Here is a 16439-nt window from a genome sequence, read left to right on the forward strand (position 1 = left end):
ATTTCGCTACTCTGCATGAGCGAAATATATCGCCTCGATTAAAACTCAACCATCAGGGTAATTATAATGAAACGTTCTCTTCACCAGGTATTCATGGCGATAACGCTGATTAGCGCCTCCTTCTTTAGTCAGGCTGCGGAAACGCAAACCTCAACCTGGCAGCACATCAAACAGACCGGTGAATTACGCATCGGCGTGGCACAGGGTGAGCCGTGGTACTTTAAAAATCCCTCGACCGGAGAATGGGACGGCATCGGCTATAACATCGGCAAAGAGCTGGCAAACGATCTGGGGGTAAAACTGGTGACGGTGGAAACCACGTGGGGCAATGCTATCGCTGCCTTACAAACCGGCCAGATCGATACCATGCTGGTGCTCGACCCGACGGAAGAGCGGAAAAAAGCGGTCGATTTTCCTGAGCAGCCTTTCTTTTGGTATGCGCAAGGCGTGCTGATTCGCGATGGTATCGCTGTGACCAACTGGGACGACCTCAATCGGGAAGATGTTAAGATCGGCGTGACGCTGGGTTCCAGCCCGGACCTGATTCTGACCAAACGCCTGCCCAAGGCACAGTTGGTACGTTTCCCGAATATGGATGAAGGCGTAGCGGCGTTTTATGCCGGTCGTGTCGATGCTCTGTCTTACTTCCACCCCGCTCTGGCATTGCAGCAGGCCAAAGTCGGTAAAGGTAATTTGATTCTGCCGAAACCGATTATCGAGGTCAGCACCAGCGGAGCCATCCGTAAAGAAACCGACCAGACCTTCCATAACTTTCTAAATGACGAATTTGCCAAACTGTATAAATCCGGCAAGACGCAGCACTACTATGAGCAGGCGCTCAAATTGCGCGGCGTGGACGTCAGCAAAGTGCCATCGGTCATTAAAGAAGACTGGAAATAATTGGCATCGGATAACAGAACGGTCCTGAACGGATTCAGGACACACTTATTAGCGGGGTCAGCAGCGCGGCGACATCCTGACAGTGCTCAAGTTCGGATAACGCCGCCGTTGCCTCCGCAACATGTGTTGGGGCACGTCGGGACGATAGGTTCTCCGCAAATTTCGCCATGATGCGGCTTTCCGCTAACGGATGTTCCGCACACCCCAGCGGAAACGCAATGCGTTCACCGTTCACCACCTTTCCCTGCGTAACAACATCAACCTGCAACACCGGACGACGTTCCTGCGCCATAAGCTGGTCAAGCTCGGGCGACACCTCAACGTGAACCTTATCAGCCAGCGCTTGAAGCACCGGGTTGGCTAAGGTCTCATCGGCACTCCAGCGATGGCGCGGAATACGGTGGGCAAGACAGGCCAGCGCAAACGGCAGGCTGAACTGTGCATCCGTTTCATTTTGCGGTCGCGTATCCATAAAATCAGCGGCCAGCCTCTGGCTTCCTTTTACCCGAATAACGTCGATGTCCTGCGGCAATAACGCCAATTCGTGCTGTAGGCGCTCGAAGGATTCCAGCGCAGTATGTATCCAGCGACAGGCCGGATACGCTTTGAAACTGGCGTGCTGAAGCGCCCATTGTTCTCCCAGACCGGTAATCAATGCCGCTTCATCAAAGTGGTCAGATCCCATCATGCGCCAGAACCCGTGCTCGCCGGACAGCACATCTCTTGGGCCGATAATCCCGCCACGATGCAGCTCGACAGCACGGACGCCCGATTCCGCCGCAGGGGCGTTGTAATCCTTGAAAGACACCAGCGGTCGCTGCTGCCAGTTGTATTTGTGTAAGCTGGGCAACGGCGTCAACGACGCGGCCAGACCGATTGCGTTCTCTACTCCTTCGGCATCACATCCCGTCAGTAATCCGTAGGCTACCGCCGCCCCGATGGATTCATGCTGGCACACGCCATAGACCTGCTGAAAACGCGCCTGAGTCGGTTGCTGAGACTGAATGATTCGCCCATTGATTTCATACGCCGCAGCCAGCGCACAAATCAGCGTTTCGCCGTCGATCGGGCGCGTTCCTAATGCTGCCAGCGCGGCAGCAACCAGTGTGGCACCGGGGTGCCCCATGCCGCGCCCAGCAACCTCATAGCCATCATCGTAATCCAGCGCATTGATCGCCGCCGCATTCAAAAATGCCGCGCCGATGGCGGCTAGCGGCGCTCCGCCATCCACTATTGGGCTGTTACCTGCTGCGTAGTGCAGGCGGGTGACGCGCGCGCAGTCCCGCACCACCTGACTGTTTGCGCCAGCAATGCCACAGCCCAGACTGTCGATAAAATGCAGCACGATTTTTCTTCTTAATGCCGCGGGAATGTCCTGAATCGTCAACCGATGAGCAAAGGTCGCCAGACACAGCGTCAGAGGTAATACGGCAGAGTGAGTCATCAAAAAATCGTCATTTGTTATACATAAAAGGAATATTAGCACCACGTTTTATTATTTATTTATCATTTTTTCGACCTGCTAAGATGCATAGGTTCTAACAAAATAAGAAACGTATTTCCTAATTACGCACTTTTCAGGGGCGCTATATTTATGTCGTATCAGTGGGATTTTTCCGCCATCTGGCCTTACCACCAGCTACTGCTGGAGGGGCTATGGGGAACAATAAAGATCGGTGCGACCAGCGTCCTGATCGGTATGGTGGCAGGCATGGTTCTCGCCGCGATGAAAATGTCGCCCCGACGACTGATGCGTCTGCCCGCCGTGATGCTGATCGGCTTTTACCGTAATACGCCTGCGCTGGTGCATTTTTTCTGGATTTACTATGCCCTGCCCGTCATTACGCCCTTAACCTTTTCGCCTTTCACCGCTGCCGTGATCGCGCTGTCTGCACAGTCCGGCGCGTTCTACGCCGAAGTCTACCGTGGCGCGATCTCTTCTATTCACACCGGGCAATGGGAAGGCGCAAAAGCGCTGGGGATGCCGAAATCGACCGCGCTGCGACGGGTTATTCTTCCGCAGGCGTTACGCCGGATGATCCCACCCTTTATTGAGCGCTCGTTTGAACTCATCAAATCCACGTCGCTGGCGTCATCACTGGCCTATAGCGAACTGCTTTATCAGGCGATGCAGATCAACAGCCAAACCTACCGACCGCTGGAAGTCTACAGTCTCGTGGCGGTGATGTATTTCACCCTGCTGCTGCTGATTAGCCTGTTCAGTCAACATATTGAGAAACGGCTGTCACTGGCAGACCGTCGACTCGCGTAAGGAACAGCATGCATTATCAATGGGATTTCTCGCTGGTCTGGCACAACATTCCCGTGCTGCTGAAAGGCCTTGGCGTCACGCTCGAACTGTGGTTGCTGGCCGGCGCGCTGGGCACCGCGCTGGGGTTGGTTCTCGGTCTGTTTCGCGTATTTGGCAAACGCTGGCTATCGCTGCCTGCCAGATGCTTTGTCGAAATATTCCGTAATACGCCCGTTCTGATCCAACTGATCTGGTTCTATTACGCCTTTCCGGTTCTGGTTGGTTTGCAGTTCAGTACGTTTGGCGCCGCCGCGCTGGCACTGACGCTCTATAGCGCGGCGTACTGTACGGAGATTTTCCGTGCCGGGCTGCAATCCATCGATCACGGGCAGTGGGAAGGCGCGAAAGCGCTGGGGATGCGTCACTCGGTCATTTTGCGGCGTGTGGTTCTGCCTCAGGTACTGCGTAACATGCTGCCCGCCTTAACCAACCGGATGATCGAGCTGGCTAAAGTCACCTCGCTGGCCTCGATACTGGCCGTCAATGAACTGATGTACCAAGGGCGACTGCTGAGCAGCACCTATTATCGTCCGCTGGAAATTCTGACGGTGGTGGCACTGCTCTATTTCGTTTTGATCTGGCCGGGGAGCTACCTTGCCGCACGACTTGAACGTCGTTTCCGTTCCACCCCCTAGCCTGACAGCAACACAGGATTGCTATGAGTGAAGATAAAGTTCTGCGTGAAGATATAGACCTGAATGAGGATGTCGTTCTGCGCATCCGCGGACTCCAGAAGCGCTTCGGTGCCGTTGAGGTATTGAAAGGTATCGATCTGGATGTGCGGCGCGGTGAAAAAATCGCCATCATCGGCGGCAGCGGTTCGGGGAAAAGTACGCTGCTGCGCTGCCTGAATTTCATGGAGATCCCCAGCGCTGGCACCATCGAACTGGATGGTGTGGTTCTGGGGAAAACGGATGCCAAAGGCCAGCGTGATTACCCGGAAAAACAGCTGTGCGCCGTGCGGGAACGCGTAGGGATGGTGTTTCAGCAATTCAATCTGTTTCCCCACCTGACCGTGCTGGAGAATGTGCGTGAAGCACTGCTGTCGGTAAAGAAAATGCCACGGCATGACGCGGATAACATCGCCAAAGCACAGTTGGAAAAAGTCGGGCTGGGCAATAAGCAAGAGGCTCGTCCCGCCAGCCTGTCCGGCGGGCAACAGCAGCGCGTGGCGATTGCCCGTGCGCTGGCGATGTCGCCGGAGATCATGCTGTTCGATGAACCCACCTCATCGCTGGATCCAGAACTGGTGGGCGAAGTGCTGCACACAATCCGGGCGCTCGCGGAGGAAGGCCGCACGCTGCTGCTGGTCACGCATGAACTGGGATTTGCCTATCACTTCGCCGACCGCGTCATCTTTATCGAGAATGGCGTGATCCATGAAATGGGCAGCGCCGAACAGGTGCTCAAAAATCCGCAGCAACCTCGTACGCAAGCCTTCCTTGCTCGCTTTGCCGAGCGATCCTTTTAGCTCATCATTCACATTCAGGAACAGCACGATGCAACCCACATTATCCAGCCAGAGCAGTCAGGCTTATTTGCAAGATCCACGTAACAACGACGTACAGGTGTATGTGAATGGGGAATTTGTTCATCGCGATAACGCGGTGGTGTCGATCTTTGATTCCGGTTACGTGTGCGGTGACGGCGTATGGGAAGGATTGCGTTTGGTTAACGGCCGCCTGATTGCGCTGGAGGTGCATCTGGATCGCCTGTTTGAGGGTGCCGCCACGATCCAGTTAGATATCGGCCATAGCCGGGAGGCGCTGACCGATATTCTCTACAAGACATTGGCCGTCAACGGCATGACCGATGGCGCGCATATCCGCCTGATGATTACCCGTGGGAAAAAGCATACGCCAAATCAGGATCCCCGCTTCATCATCGGCGGCGCAACCATCGTGTGCGTGGCGGAGTACAAAGTCGTCGATATCGCAGCGAAAAAACGCGGACTGGCGCTGTTTACCTCCACTTACCGCACCAGCACGCCAGACGTCTTCGATCTGCGGCTGAATTCGCACAGTCGCCTCAATCTTATTCAGGCACTGCTACAGGCGTTGCAGGCCGGTGCCGATGAGGCGCTGATGCTGGATCCACACGGTTTTGTCGCCAGCTGTAACTCCACCAACTTTTTTATCGTCCGCCGCGGTGAACTGTGGACGTCATCGGGATGTTACTGCTTCAACGGCATTACCCGCCAGACCCTTATCAACCTCGCAGAGGCCAACGGGCTGAAGGTCAGGGCTCAGGATTTTACGCTGGCAGAAGCCCTCACCGCCGATGAAGCCTTTGTCACCGGCACGCTGGCGGGCATCACCCCAGTAAAAGCGCTGGATGGCCGCCCGTTTAACCCCGAACACCGCCCGGTGACCGAACAGCTCAGCCGCTGGTATGAGGCGTATCTGCACGCGTAGTGATTGAGGCGCTACGTTCAACAACGAATTGATTCAACGAAATATTAACCGCCAGAAACATTTCATGTAACCTAAGCGCCACTTTTTCAAAAGAGCAGGTCAGGGAATGAAAGCCGTAAAGTTACTGTTTGGCATCCTACTACTGAATATGGTCATAGGGGTCAGCACGGCTATCGCCGCCCCAGACGACACCGCACACCCTTTTTACGCGGGTAAAACGCTGGCGCATCCGATCATTTCGGGCGCACGCGACAGCAGCGCCCTTCTGGTTTTCATTCAGGAAAACCAGGTGGTCAAAGGCTATTATTGCTTCTGTAGCGAAGAGGATCATAGTGTCGATCACCTTCCCCATCTGCTCGGTACCTTCCCTGATTCCACCATTGAATCCGTATTTTATGTCGACGTAGACCAGGCGGGTCAAATCACGCTGGTGTTGAGTAAAAGCAATGGCAAGTTCGCCCTGCGCGGTTGGCGTTACATTGAAGACGGCAGCTATATTCCAGTACTGAGTTTACAGCCGGTTCTGGACAAGCTGGTTCGCGAGAATAAGGATCTCAATTCAACGTCGGTAAAACGCGCCCTCGCCAAGCTTCCACCTTATGACTACAGCGCGCAGTACCCTAAGTTCGATAATCACGATTTCGATAACATCGACTTTACTCAGGGTGACGTTGTCGGCTGGTATCTTGACGATGGCACACCTTCTCATGCTGCGAAACAGCCAGCAGACAACGTCTACGCCTATAAAAAAACCTTCGCGGAAAAAGACGGTTTATTTCTTACTGTAACCTTCCGTCGCGTGGAAGACAGCGCAACACCCGGATTTCGCGCGACAGCCATCAGTTGGCAAGCTGACCCGGCTAAATTCAGCGGCAGCGAGAATGGGCCTTATGCCTATTACTCACCGCAATATGGCTTAGTAAAAGGTTTTTTCCTGCATGGCGTTCCTGACGGAAAATGGACCACCGTCGGCGAGAACTTCGGCAGTTCAGGTAGCTATATAGCGGGACAACAGCAAGGCCAGTGGACCATCAGCGATGGGCAAGAAACGGCAACGGGATTGATGAAAGACGATGAACGTGAAGGCCGCTGGGAGATCACCGACGGCATGGATGGCAATACACCAGAGTTGGGTGGCTTCGATACTTACCTCAATGGCCAGCGCCATGGCCCAAGCGAGCGCCGTCTGGCGGGTGTGCTGCGCTCGAAAGGCGATTATGTTGATGACCAGCCTGAAGGCATGTGGATCACCGAAAACGGCGAGGGCCCGTTTGTGAAAGGCGTGGCTAATGGTGTGTGGAAACTAAAGACGGCTGACGGCGAGAACCAACAGGTTGAACTGATCGCTGGCGTAAAGCAGGGAGAACTTCGCTGGAGTGATGAGAAAGGCCATCTGACACAAATCATTCATTATAAAGATAATCTTCCCCACGGTTTGTACCAGAAGTTCAACGCTGCCGGAAAAATGGTTTATCAGGCTGACTATGTCATGGGCAAACTGGAGGGCCGTGAAATCGAATATTATGACGATGGCACCACTGTGCGCGCCGATCGCGGCTACCGCAATGGCGAACTCGACGGCCTGAATATCTATAATTTCCCCGACGGAAAACCGAAGTCCATATCAACCCTTGACCACGGTTATGAAGTCGGACTGATGCAGGAATTTACCGCCACTGGCGTCAAAATTACCGAGCGCAATTACTGCCCTCTGTCGATGAGCGGTCGCGGCTACTGCGGTAAACAGCAAACCTTCAACCCTGACGGCACGCCCCTCACCGAAGCCGATTATCTGTTCAACCGCCAGCAAACCAATAATACCTGGTATGCGAACGGTCAGCGTCAGGATGAAACGCGTATCGGCACCGATGACAGCTACACCCAAATCAGCTATTACCCTAACGGCCAGATGCAATGCATTAGTCGCGCGCAGGGTTTCAAACCGTTGGTGGTCGATGGCAAAGAGTACAAAGATTATCAGGGCGCGCTGCGCCAAGGCGAAAGCGCCTGTTATTACCCCGATGGCAAAGTCAAAAGCAGCGGGGTCTGGAAAGACGGCAGACTAACCACAGGCTGTGAAACACGTTTCGATGAAAATGGAAAACAGACCGCCCCCGGCCCTAAAGGCTGCGTGATTCCGAAATGGGAGTATGAACAATGAGATCCCACACAGGAGAAACGCTCAGTAATCGATGATTCTGCATGGATGTGCGGATGATTCATATCCTTTCGAAAGTGGCACCGCGTTGAGTGAGGTTATATGGAGGCAGGAGCTTTCCATGACTCACTCAATGGGACAACGATAAGCCCCGCCGTTTTCTTGGGGAAATTGAGTCGCCGAGGTTTATAGGTCGCTCAGTGGTATTATTCAACGACGACTCAGGCTTAAGATCTCGTCGGGAGTTGTCTGCTTTGGGCGAACAGCGGAAGTTCACTGTTATTTGTCCAATTAGTTAGGGCATCAATAACATCTGGTTGTATTAATCAAAAGGAAATAGTCAGTTGGTGGAGCATAGTTTTGACATATTGCTCAAATCTCTATTGACCGATTTTAAATCGGTCTTAATATTTTGGCATATATTCTCTGAAGCATTATTAATATAGTGTTGATCTTTGGCATCACTGCGTTGCCTCCAACCATTGCATACTATGTTTCATAGTTTTGCGTTACGTTAAGTAGGTATAACCAATGAAATGTGCGTTAATTTATGATTTTGATGGAACTCTAGCAGAAGGTGATTGTGCCCAACACGGACTTATGCCCGCTTTAGGAATTGATGATGTTGCTTCTTTTTGGCAGTCCGTTAAACAACGGGCCAAGAATGATGATGGCGATGAAATATTGTCTTATCTTGGACTTCTTGCTGAGAAAGCAAGTGAACTTGGTTCCCAAGAGTTAACTGAAGCCAACTTGGAAAAACATGGAAAATCAATCCCGCTATTCCCCGGTGTTGAAGGCTGGTTTGAGCGAATAAATGATTATGCTCAACAACACGGTTTGGAATTATATCATTACATAATTTCCAGTGGTTTAGATGCGATGATTAGAGGGACATCCATAGGCTGTAAATTCCGTGATATCTATGCATGTAAATATCATTATTCTCCTGATGGTAAATCCGTTACATGGCCAGCACAAGCAATCAATTACACTACAAAAACTCAATTTTTATTTAGAATAAATAAAGGCATTCCTAACTCATGGGATAATGCAGCCATCAATAAATTTATTGAGCCTGAAGATCGCGAGATCCCTTTCCAAAAAATGATATACTTTGGAGATGGAGACACAGACATTCCAGCAATGAAAATGGTTCGATATCAAGGCGGAGTTTCTTTGGCTGTATTTGACAATAAAAAATGGAATAATCAGACTACGCAAGAAAAAGTTGAGAAGTTAATCGCTGAAGAGAGAGCTAATTATGTTGTTCCTGCTTTGTATAATGAGGGGAGTCAATTGGATGTTACAGTAAAAGGACTGTTACAATTATTTAAGAGAAAGGGATAGTCAGGCAATGATGTCCGCCCCTAGCACAATGCAGTCATTGCGAACGTGGCACAGTCCGCTTTGAGCGAAGCGGACATTCATAGCGCTGGCACGAGTGCTTCATAGAATAGTGGCAACCCAGTCAGCAAACGCGCGAACGGCCGGTGAAAGAAAACGCTGATGCGGATAAAGTAATGTGAGCGGGACTGATGGCGGCTGCCAGTCAGCCATAACCTCGACAAGTCTCCCTTCCTGAAGATTCTCAAAGACGATGCTTTCAGCAAGCTGTGCCAGCCCAAAACCGTCAAGACACATTTTAATATAGAGCCCCGTTTCGTTAACGGCGGCATTTCCCTTTACTGGCACGGACAAAGTCTCAGTGCCACGCAGGAAATGCAGTTCATCCGCGCGCCTGGCAGAACCGGAAAAGTAGTGAATGGCCCGATGCTGTGACAACTCTTCTGGGCTATCAGGAATACCATACTCCCTGAGATAGTTCGGTGAGGCGCAAGTGATCCACCGAAAACGACCAAGCGGACGGGCCACAAGCGTAGAGTTATTCAGCTCCCCCGTCCTGATTACGCAGTCCACACCCTCCTGAACGAGATTGACCTGTCGATCGCTTACCCCAATCATCAGGTAAATATCAGGATAAAGCCGGTAAAAGTCTTTCAGATTTGGCATAACGATGAAATGGGCTATCCCACCCGGCATATCAACTCGCAGACGCCCCTGTGGTCGCCTGACGGAATCCTTCAGGCCGGATTCCGCATGTTCGATTAATGAGAGAATTTCTCTGCACTCACTGAGATACTGCAAACCCTCCGGGGTAAGGCTGACCCGTCTCGTTGTCCGGTTAAGCAGACGTACCTGCAGATATTTCTCAAGACTTTGAATGGTACTGGTAACCGTTGAAGCAGGCAGTGAAAGCGCTTCTGCCGCCCGTACGAAGCTTCCGGCTTCAGCCACTCGTATAAAGATCTGCATAGCCTGTATACGATCCATTTTTCCTCTCCCCGGCAATCAGTGACTCTTATTATTCGCAGATTATGAATTATGAAAACGGTTTGAGCACCTTTTTAAGGTTAATTGAGTGACGTATCGTTTTCCTGATTTTCAGGAAAGAGGCTGTATAAATGACCGATTACATCAGAAACATTGTTAATAACCAGGTTGTAAACCCGCCTGTAACCTTGGTTCGGGGCGCAACAATCCTGAGCATGGATGACAGCGTGGGTAACATTGAACGCGGCGACATTCTTATCAGTGGTTCAACCATTACCGCTGTAGGTCAGAACCTGGACGTACAGGATGCGCACGTAATAGATGCCACGAACATGATTGTCATGCCGGGGATGGTGGATTCTCATCGTCACGCATGGGAAGGTCAGTTGCGCCGCATCAACCCTAATACCACCTGCCTAGACGACTACAGTAACGCCACGCACTTCTCTTTCGCCAAATACTACCACCCTGCCGATATCTATGTTGGTAACCTGCTTACCGCTCTGGGGGCTATTGACGCGGGTATTACCACCGTGATTGATAATTCGCACAATAGCCGCACCGCTGCGCATTCGGACGCCGCCGTAGAGGCCCTGCTTGATTCGGGTATTCGCGCCATCCACGCCTCCGGTGCACCGGTCTCGGGCGAATGGGACAGAGCGCACTGGCCGGGCAACTGGCAACGCCTGCAGGAGAAATATTTCAAAAACAACCCCGAAGGGCTTGTTACTCTTGGCGTCATGGCACAGCTGGAGCCAGAGTTGTGGGCCGAGGCCCGCAGGCTGGAACTGCCAATCGTCACTGAATTCTTTGGCGCTGAAATGGCCTCTGAGCTTGAATCGCTGCATCAGCAGGGGCTTCTTGGGCCGGACAATATTTTCAATCACTGCACGTCACTGCCTGACGAGGGATGGAAGATCCTGCGGGAAGCGGGTGTTCGCGTGAACGTCTGTCCCCGCTCCGATGCACACTATGGCATCGAAGGCGGTATGTATGCCATTGAGGCTGCGCATCGCCACGGCATCAGCCCGGGACTCAGCGTTGATAACGAAACGTCCTACAGTACCGACATGTTTATGGAAATGCGCGTGGCATTTTACCTGCAAAGGGTGATGGGCATGCACCAGCAGCACTGCTGCGATCCCGCACATTCGCTGAAAACTCTTCCGGCAGCACAGCTCCTTAAAGCAGCGACCCTCGACGGTGCGGCCTGTGCAGGGTTGCAGGACAAAGTTGGCAGCCTGACGCCGGGCAAACAGGCCGATCTGATCCTGATTAACGCCGGCGACATCAACCTCTACCCGTCCGGGAATGCCTTTGGCACAGTGGTACATGCGACGGAGCGCAGCAACATCGATACCGTCATGATCGGCGGGCGCATCGTCAAGCAGAACGGCAAAGTCCTGGGCGTGGACAGCACACGTCTTCGTGCAGTCATTGATGAATCGCGTGAGCATCTGTTTGCCGCCGCCGGATATGAGCCTGACATTTTTGCGGAAACCTTCCTGCCCCTGAAGCAAGCACACTGACAGGTAAACGCATGAGCATGATTTATTACGCCATCGCTTTTGCAGCTGGTCTCGAGATCACTCTGCAGACCACCCTGAACAGCCAGCTGGCGCGAGGGCTCGGGGGCGATCCTGTCACCGCCGCGTTGTTTTCCTTCGCTGCCGGAGCGTTCAGCCTTGGGATTTATTCACTGCTGCGCGGGGGATTATTGACTTCTCTTGCAGCCATTTCGTCACAACCGTTGTGGAGTCTGGCGGGAGGCCTGATCGGGGCCTGCGCTCTGTTCAGCTATGTCGTACTCGCGCCAAAAATCGGATTTTCAGCCCTGCTCGGGTTGGCGATTGTCGGACAGTTACTTTCATCACAGATGATTGACCATTTTGGTCTGCTGGGTGCCATACGAAGGCCGGTTTCGTTGCTCAGACTGGGTGGAATGCTGGTCATGCTGGCCGGGCTTGCCGTCATGCTCTTTGGCGATCGCCTGTCACAACGTTTTCTGAGCTGACAGAGAAAACTCATACGCCCGTGGCGTCAGAAACTAATCCACTTTACGGCAGGGAATCCCCGCCTCTCTAAGGTAATAAACAATGCTTACTATTGCAGCTTATGCCAGCAATGAACTGGGAGAGTGTCCCCTCTGGTGCGAAAGGACACATCGCCTGTACTGGACAGATATTGAGGGGAGTGAATTACTCGCTATACAGGAAGACAGTGAAGAAATCAGCCGATGGCCCTTACCGGAGCGCCTCGGCTCATTTGCGCTGACCGATGAAGAACACATTCTGCTGATGGGTTTCGAATCCTGCCTGGGCTATTACGATCTTCAGAGCGGCATGTTTACCTTGGTTGCCGCCTCTCCCGGCGCACCAGGAACGCGTATTAACGATGGCCGCTGCGATCGTGCCGGAAACTTTGTCTTCAGCACGATGCACGACGGCTATCCGGTGGAGCCGATCGGTAAATTTCACAGGCTAAATTCTGTCAGTCTGGAAACGGAAACACTCGACCTGCCCGCTGTTGCCATTCCTAACAGCATCTGCTTTAGCCCAGATGGAAGCACTATGTATTACAGCGACTCCATGCAGGGACGAATCTTTTGCTGTGATTATCCTTCGCTCCGCAATCAGCGAATTTTTACTGAAGTCGAAGGTGGCGGCGCGCCTGATGGTTCCTGCATTGATGCACAGGGTTATCTGTGGAACGCCGAATGGGGCGGCAGTCGGGTTGTTCGTTACAGCCCAGAGGGAGAAACGCACAGTATTCTGTCTGCTCCTGCCATCCAGACTACCTGCCCGGTGCTCGGCGGTTCGTCACTGAACACGCTTTTTTGCACCAGTGCACGTGTTGGACTTACTGAACCAACCACATATGACGGTGCACTTTTCAGTATCCGGTCACCATTTTTTGCCGGATTGCCAGAAAGCCGCTTTGGCTTAATCTCATCCAGACGTTGCAGGCGGAAGCGGATGAGGCACTGATGCTGGATCCGCAATGCGCGACTGATTTCTCAAGTAATAAGGAAAAGGACAACATTGTGTTTTCTTTCAGACGGAATTGTGGTGTGGAAAGTCAACCGTTACCATAAGCCCGCCTTCTGCAGATGTACTTAGGTATACGTTGCTGTTGTGTTGCTGGGCAACCGCTTTGACTATTGCCAGTCCCAGTCCACTCCCGCTTTGCATCTGATTGGGATCGCGAAAAAATCTATCGAACACGCGCTCCCTCAATTCAACTGGAATACCGGGCCCTGCATCTGAGACACGTAACTGCGTGGATTTATCTAATGATCGAAGATCTACCTCAACCCGTCCGCCCTCAGGACTGTACTTCACGGCATTTTCAATGACATTGTCAATCAGCGACATCAGGCGTTCCCTAACACCTGTAATCCATATTTCATCATGGGAGTAGAATTCAAGCTCAATCCTGCGCCCAGCCGCTAGCGGTGCCAACACGGCCATTCGCTCTTGTATGAGCGTCGTCAGCGGCGCTGGCTCCATAACCGTGTCAATGCGTGCTTCGCTGTGCATCAGCAGCAGCAGTTGATTGACGAGACGAGCAGCACGGCCATTGCTGCGGATAATCCCTGCAAGCAACGCCTGTTGATTATCGCTGCTTATATAGGCCTGCAAAGCCTCAACATTGATTCGCATCGCAGCCAGGGGGGTACGCAGCTCATGAGCGGCATCGGCAATGAAAACCCTTTCCCTTTCAGCACTTTCTCGCACCCTGGCAAGAAATATATGAATAGCGTCCACCATTTGGCGAAGCTCCCTGTGCTTTGGTACTTCTTTTAAGGGGGAGAGATCTTCTGGAGTTCGTAAGGCAATTTCATTTACCACCTTGTTCCAGGGTCGCATTGCAATGCGGATTGACAGCCACGCGGGAAACAAAAGAAAAGGAATGCATACCAGCAGCGGCAATATGTAGTATCCACGCGAGTTCAGGTATATAAAGAAGTTCCAGCCTCCGGCAGGGGTGACCAGCGTTACCTCCGCGTCGGAGCTCCCGGACTTTAGCGTACGGCTAGTCCAGGTACGACCATCGCTCTGAATACTCTGTATTTTCCCATATCGGGTGTTTGTCACCCCTGCCGGAGCGCCATCAGATGAATAAATTATCTCTTTATTGTTCCGAACGATTAGGCTGATTGACAGTTCTGGATCTTCCCCTCCGCCATAACTTTCCTGCAACGCCTTGCTGAACTTTTCCAGCACATCGGTTAGATCCTGCGGGCGATCCCCCATACGATCAACCAATGTAAGAATGGTTTCGTAAGTCTTATTGCCCAATAGCATAGAGGGGCTACGCAAGTTCTCCCATAAAATGTAGGTCAGAAAAAGACACCAAAGCAGCGTAAGCAATAGCATTTGGGCGATCATCATTCTCCGTACGAGCGTTGGGATTCTTAGGTGGCGCCAAAAATTGCGCATCAACCTGCCCCCTTCTGAATCGGTACGGTATCAATGACATACCCTACGCCCCGCACCGTTCGCACATAGCCCTCGCCGATTTTGCGACGCAAATTGCCCATATGCACATCGAGAGGATTGCTCATGTTTTCTTTTGCACCGAATATCTTTTCTTCCAGAAACCGTCGTGTAAGCACGCGGTCAGTGCGCAGCATTAACGTTTCAAGCAGCGCGTATTCACTTGCCGTCAAATCAATATTACGTGCCCCCACCGTCACGCGTCGCGTCGGCACATGGAGAGATAATCCTCGAATTTCTATCACCTCATTCTGAAAACCGTAACTGCGCCGCGCAAGGGCTCTCACCCTAGCCAACAATTCAGCGAGAACAAAAGGTTTGACGAGATAGTCGTCTGCACCGGCATCCAGCCCAGCCAGACGATCTTGCAGAGTGCCTCGGGCAGTCAGGATGATAACGGGGATCCCCTTGAACTGCTGACGCAGGTTCGCCATCAGGCTCATGCCATCACCGTCAGGCAGGCCGAGGTCGAGCAATACAAGTTCTGGCACGCAGAGAGCGAGTTGATGCAGCGCATCCACTTTACGGCGCACCCATATGACATCTAATCCTTGATCTTCAAGGGCAATACGTACGCCATTGCCGAGATCGAGGTCGTCTTCAATTAGGAGAATGTTCACAATAGTTACTTTATCAACAGTGAATGAAGAACGTCTGAAGAAAAAACGGTATCAGGAAATCTACCAGATTTGCCACCCGGTGCTAACTTCAGTATTTCTTCATTTTTGGCTCATGAGAACTTCAGGGTGAGCATTCAAACTGCGCGTTCTGGTGTTTAAAACCGCTTGTATCGTAATCAGTTGAATCCACAAGGACTTCTTTAATGAGAAACATCGAACTGCATCATAAGTTCCTTCATTCGCTCTCGGGGCGTACCCTGAAAAAATTATTGTCGGGCGCTGTCCTGGCGTTACTGGCCACCCCAATATTGGCAGCAGAACAGAAACAGGGCAACGAGTTGACCCTGGGAGGAGGCGTGGATGTTGCGCCACGTTATTCTGGTTCGGATGAAAACCGCGTCACGACTGCCCTGGTGATTGATTACTCTATGGTAAATGGTTTCTTCGTCAGCACTACGCGTGGTATCGGTTACGGTAACAACATCGGCAAGTTGGATTACAGCGCGGCGCTGAGCTATCGCGCAGGCCGTAAGGACCGTGACGTGGACAGCGACTCGATCAACTACGGTAGCGACCACTTGCGAGGTATGGGTGACATCAAAGGATCGGCCATCGGTGTGCTTGGTCTGGGGTATAAGGTGACGGACTGGCTTAATTTGCAATTGCAGGCTGAGGTGCCGGTTTCTCAACGAAGCAATGGTGAAGCCCTGCATTTTGGCATTATCAGCCCGCTCTATACGTCATCGAAAAATTCCATCACGCTGGCGCTGACCAGCAGTTGGGGGACTAGCGAGTACATGCAGACTTACTACGGGGTAAATGCATCACAGTCGGCCGCATCGGGGTTTGCCCAACATGATGCCGGATCGGGGATTTATGCCTATTCACTGAACACTGACTGGACGCACAAGTTCAACCAAAATTGGAGCATGGTTGCCGCAGCAGGCTTTACGCAGTTGACTGGTGATGCACGCAATAGCCCAATTGTTCAACGAAAAGCATCGCCTACCGGAAGCCTGAAGGTGACATATAGCTTCTGATCGTTATTAGACGCATGCTTCCAGGCAGCTTGTGGCTATGCACTGTCAATCAGTACACATTCGAACCGCCCCAGTTCAGATGATGGGGCGGTACTCAGCTCACCCACTCGCCCTGCTTATGCCCTGTTACTCAGAGTGTAAGTCTCCCGTCAAACCGCCCCAT

The 16439-nt window shown here is 52.2% G+C and carries 15 protein-coding genes; 11 read left to right on the forward strand and 4 right to left on the reverse strand.

Going from position 1 to position 16439, the window contains the following annotated elements; genetic code table 11:
* The first annotated feature begins 66 nt into the window (after nt 1-66).
* On the forward strand, nt 67-900 hold the full coding sequence (locus JFY74_13690) for a transporter substrate-binding domain-containing protein (GenBank protein ID QQG27160.1): 834 nt from the start codon (nt 67-69) through the stop codon (nt 898-900).
* A 34-nt stretch (nt 901-934) separates the two neighbouring features.
* On the opposite strand, the gene JFY74_13695 is transcribed toward JFY74_13690, so the two are convergent.
* Nucleotides 935-2344 (reverse strand): MmgE/PrpD family protein, encoded by a 1410-nt coding sequence (locus JFY74_13695; GenBank protein ID QQG27161.1) that lies wholly within the window; start codon nt 2342-2344, stop codon nt 935-937.
* A gap of 150 nt (nt 2345-2494) precedes the next feature.
* Between JFY74_13695 and JFY74_13700 the strand changes: the two genes are divergently transcribed.
* The 6 genes from JFY74_13700 to JFY74_13725 all read left to right on the forward strand — a co-directional run bounded on the left by JFY74_13700 (nt 2495) and on the right by JFY74_13725 (nt 9133).
* Nucleotides 2495-3172 carry an amino acid ABC transporter permease gene (locus tag JFY74_13700; GenBank protein ID QQG27162.1) on the forward strand — a complete coding sequence of 226 codons (678 nt, stop codon included), beginning with the start codon at nt 2495-2497 and terminating at the stop codon, nt 3170-3172.
* Between the two features lie 8 nt (nt 3173-3180).
* Nucleotides 3181-3846: an amino acid ABC transporter permease gene (locus tag JFY74_13705; protein QQG27163.1), complete on the forward strand. Its 666-nt coding sequence runs from the start codon at nt 3181-3183 to the stop codon at nt 3844-3846.
* A gap of 23 nt (nt 3847-3869) precedes the next feature.
* A complete protein-coding gene (locus JFY74_13710; GenBank protein QQG27164.1) occupies nt 3870-4682 on the forward strand; it encodes an amino acid ABC transporter ATP-binding protein in 813 nt (270 codons plus the stop codon).
* A gap of 28 nt (nt 4683-4710) precedes the next feature.
* Entirely contained in the window at nt 4711-5625 is a 915-nt protein-coding gene (locus tag JFY74_13715) for an aminotransferase class IV (GenBank protein ID QQG27165.1), read from the forward strand.
* 106 nt (nt 5626-5731) lie between these two features.
* A complete protein-coding gene (locus tag JFY74_13720) occupies nt 5732-7786 on the forward strand; it encodes a hypothetical protein (GenBank protein ID QQG27166.1) in 2055 nt (684 codons plus the stop codon).
* Nucleotides 7787-8314: 528 nt separating this feature from the next.
* Entirely contained in the window at nt 8315-9133 is an 819-nt protein-coding gene (locus tag JFY74_13725; GenBank protein ID QQG27167.1) for a haloacid dehalogenase-like hydrolase, read from the forward strand.
* Nucleotides 9134-9232: 99 nt separating this feature from the next.
* Here JFY74_13725 and JFY74_13730 read toward each other — a convergent pair whose 3' ends face one another.
* Entirely contained in the window at nt 9233-10117 is an 885-nt protein-coding gene (locus tag JFY74_13730) for a LysR family transcriptional regulator (protein QQG27168.1), read from the reverse strand.
* A gap of 131 nt (nt 10118-10248) precedes the next feature.
* Between JFY74_13730 and JFY74_13735 the strand changes: the two genes are divergently transcribed.
* The 3 genes from JFY74_13735 to JFY74_13745 all read left to right on the forward strand — a co-directional run bounded on the left by JFY74_13735 (nt 10249) and on the right by JFY74_13745 (nt 13104).
* Nucleotides 10249-11646, forward strand: coding sequence for an amidohydrolase family protein (locus JFY74_13735; GenBank protein ID QQG27169.1), 1398 nt, complete (start codon nt 10249-10251; stop codon nt 11644-11646).
* Between the two features lie 11 nt (nt 11647-11657).
* Complete coding sequence (locus JFY74_13740) at nt 11658-12131, forward strand: DMT family transporter (GenBank protein QQG27170.1); 474 nt, start codon at nt 11658-11660, stop codon at nt 12129-12131.
* Between the two features lie 82 nt (nt 12132-12213).
* The gene (locus JFY74_13745) at nt 12214-13104 is read left to right on the forward strand and encodes an SMP-30/gluconolactonase/LRE family protein (GenBank protein QQG27171.1); all 891 of its coding nucleotides are present in this window, start codon (nt 12214-12216) and stop codon (nt 13102-13104) included.
* A 66-nt stretch (nt 13105-13170) separates the two neighbouring features.
* Here JFY74_13745 and JFY74_13750 read toward each other — a convergent pair whose 3' ends face one another.
* Nucleotides 13171-14559, reverse strand: a complete 1389-nt coding sequence (locus JFY74_13750; protein QQG27172.1) for a sensor histidine kinase — start codon at nt 14557-14559, stop codon at nt 13171-13173.
* Nucleotides 14559-15236: a response regulator transcription factor gene (locus tag JFY74_13755; protein QQG27173.1), complete on the reverse strand. Its 678-nt coding sequence runs from the start codon at nt 15234-15236 to the stop codon at nt 14559-14561. Before JFY74_13755 ends, JFY74_13750 begins: the two co-directional genes overlap by 1 nt.
* Nucleotides 15237-15439: 203 nt before the next feature.
* Here JFY74_13755 and JFY74_13760 point away from each other — a divergent pair, with 203 nt between their 5' ends.
* A complete protein-coding gene (locus tag JFY74_13760; GenBank protein QQG27174.1) occupies nt 15440-16276 on the forward strand; it encodes a MipA/OmpV family protein in 837 nt (278 codons plus the stop codon).
* Nucleotides 16277-16439 lie beyond the last annotated feature (163 nt).

It is taken from the genome of Pectobacterium carotovorum, assembly GCA_016415585.1.
Classification (GTDB): domain Bacteria; phylum Pseudomonadota; class Gammaproteobacteria; order Enterobacterales; family Enterobacteriaceae; genus Pectobacterium; species Pectobacterium carotovorum_K.

What these genes read in the sequence shown, in the direction of transcription:
- JFY74_13720 (QQG27166.1), top strand. Translation starts at nt 5,732, where the DNA reads ATGAAAGCCGTAAAGTTACTGTTTGGCATCCTACTACTGAATATGGTC.
- JFY74_13740 (QQG27170.1), top strand. Translation starts at nt 11,658, where the DNA reads ATGAGCATGATTTATTACGCCATCGCTTTTGCAGCTGGTCTCGAGATC.
- JFY74_13750 (QQG27172.1), bottom strand. Translation starts at nt 14,559, where the DNA reads ATGCGCAATTTTTGGCGCCACCTAAGAATCCCAACGCTCGTACGGAGA.
- JFY74_13700 (QQG27162.1), top strand. Translation starts at nt 2,495, where the DNA reads ATGTCGTATCAGTGGGATTTTTCCGCCATCTGGCCTTACCACCAGCTA.
- JFY74_13725 (QQG27167.1), top strand. Translation starts at nt 8,315, where the DNA reads ATGAAATGTGCGTTAATTTATGATTTTGATGGAACTCTAGCAGAAGGT.
- JFY74_13690 (QQG27160.1), top strand. Translation starts at nt 67, where the DNA reads ATGAAACGTTCTCTTCACCAGGTATTCATGGCGATAACGCTGATTAGC.
- JFY74_13730 (QQG27168.1), bottom strand. Translation starts at nt 10,117, where the DNA reads ATGGATCGTATACAGGCTATGCAGATCTTTATACGAGTGGCTGAAGCC.
- JFY74_13715 (QQG27165.1), top strand. Translation starts at nt 4,711, where the DNA reads ATGCAACCCACATTATCCAGCCAGAGCAGTCAGGCTTATTTGCAAGAT.
- JFY74_13705 (QQG27163.1), top strand. Translation starts at nt 3,181, where the DNA reads ATGCATTATCAATGGGATTTCTCGCTGGTCTGGCACAACATTCCCGTG.
- JFY74_13695 (QQG27161.1), bottom strand. Translation starts at nt 2,344, where the DNA reads ATGACTCACTCTGCCGTATTACCTCTGACGCTGTGTCTGGCGACCTTT.
- JFY74_13745 (QQG27171.1), top strand. Translation starts at nt 12,214, where the DNA reads ATGCTTACTATTGCAGCTTATGCCAGCAATGAACTGGGAGAGTGTCCC.
- JFY74_13735 (QQG27169.1), top strand. Translation starts at nt 10,249, where the DNA reads ATGACCGATTACATCAGAAACATTGTTAATAACCAGGTTGTAAACCCG.
- JFY74_13760 (QQG27174.1), top strand. Translation starts at nt 15,440, where the DNA reads ATGAGAAACATCGAACTGCATCATAAGTTCCTTCATTCGCTCTCGGGG.
- JFY74_13710 (QQG27164.1), top strand. Translation starts at nt 3,870, where the DNA reads ATGAGTGAAGATAAAGTTCTGCGTGAAGATATAGACCTGAATGAGGAT.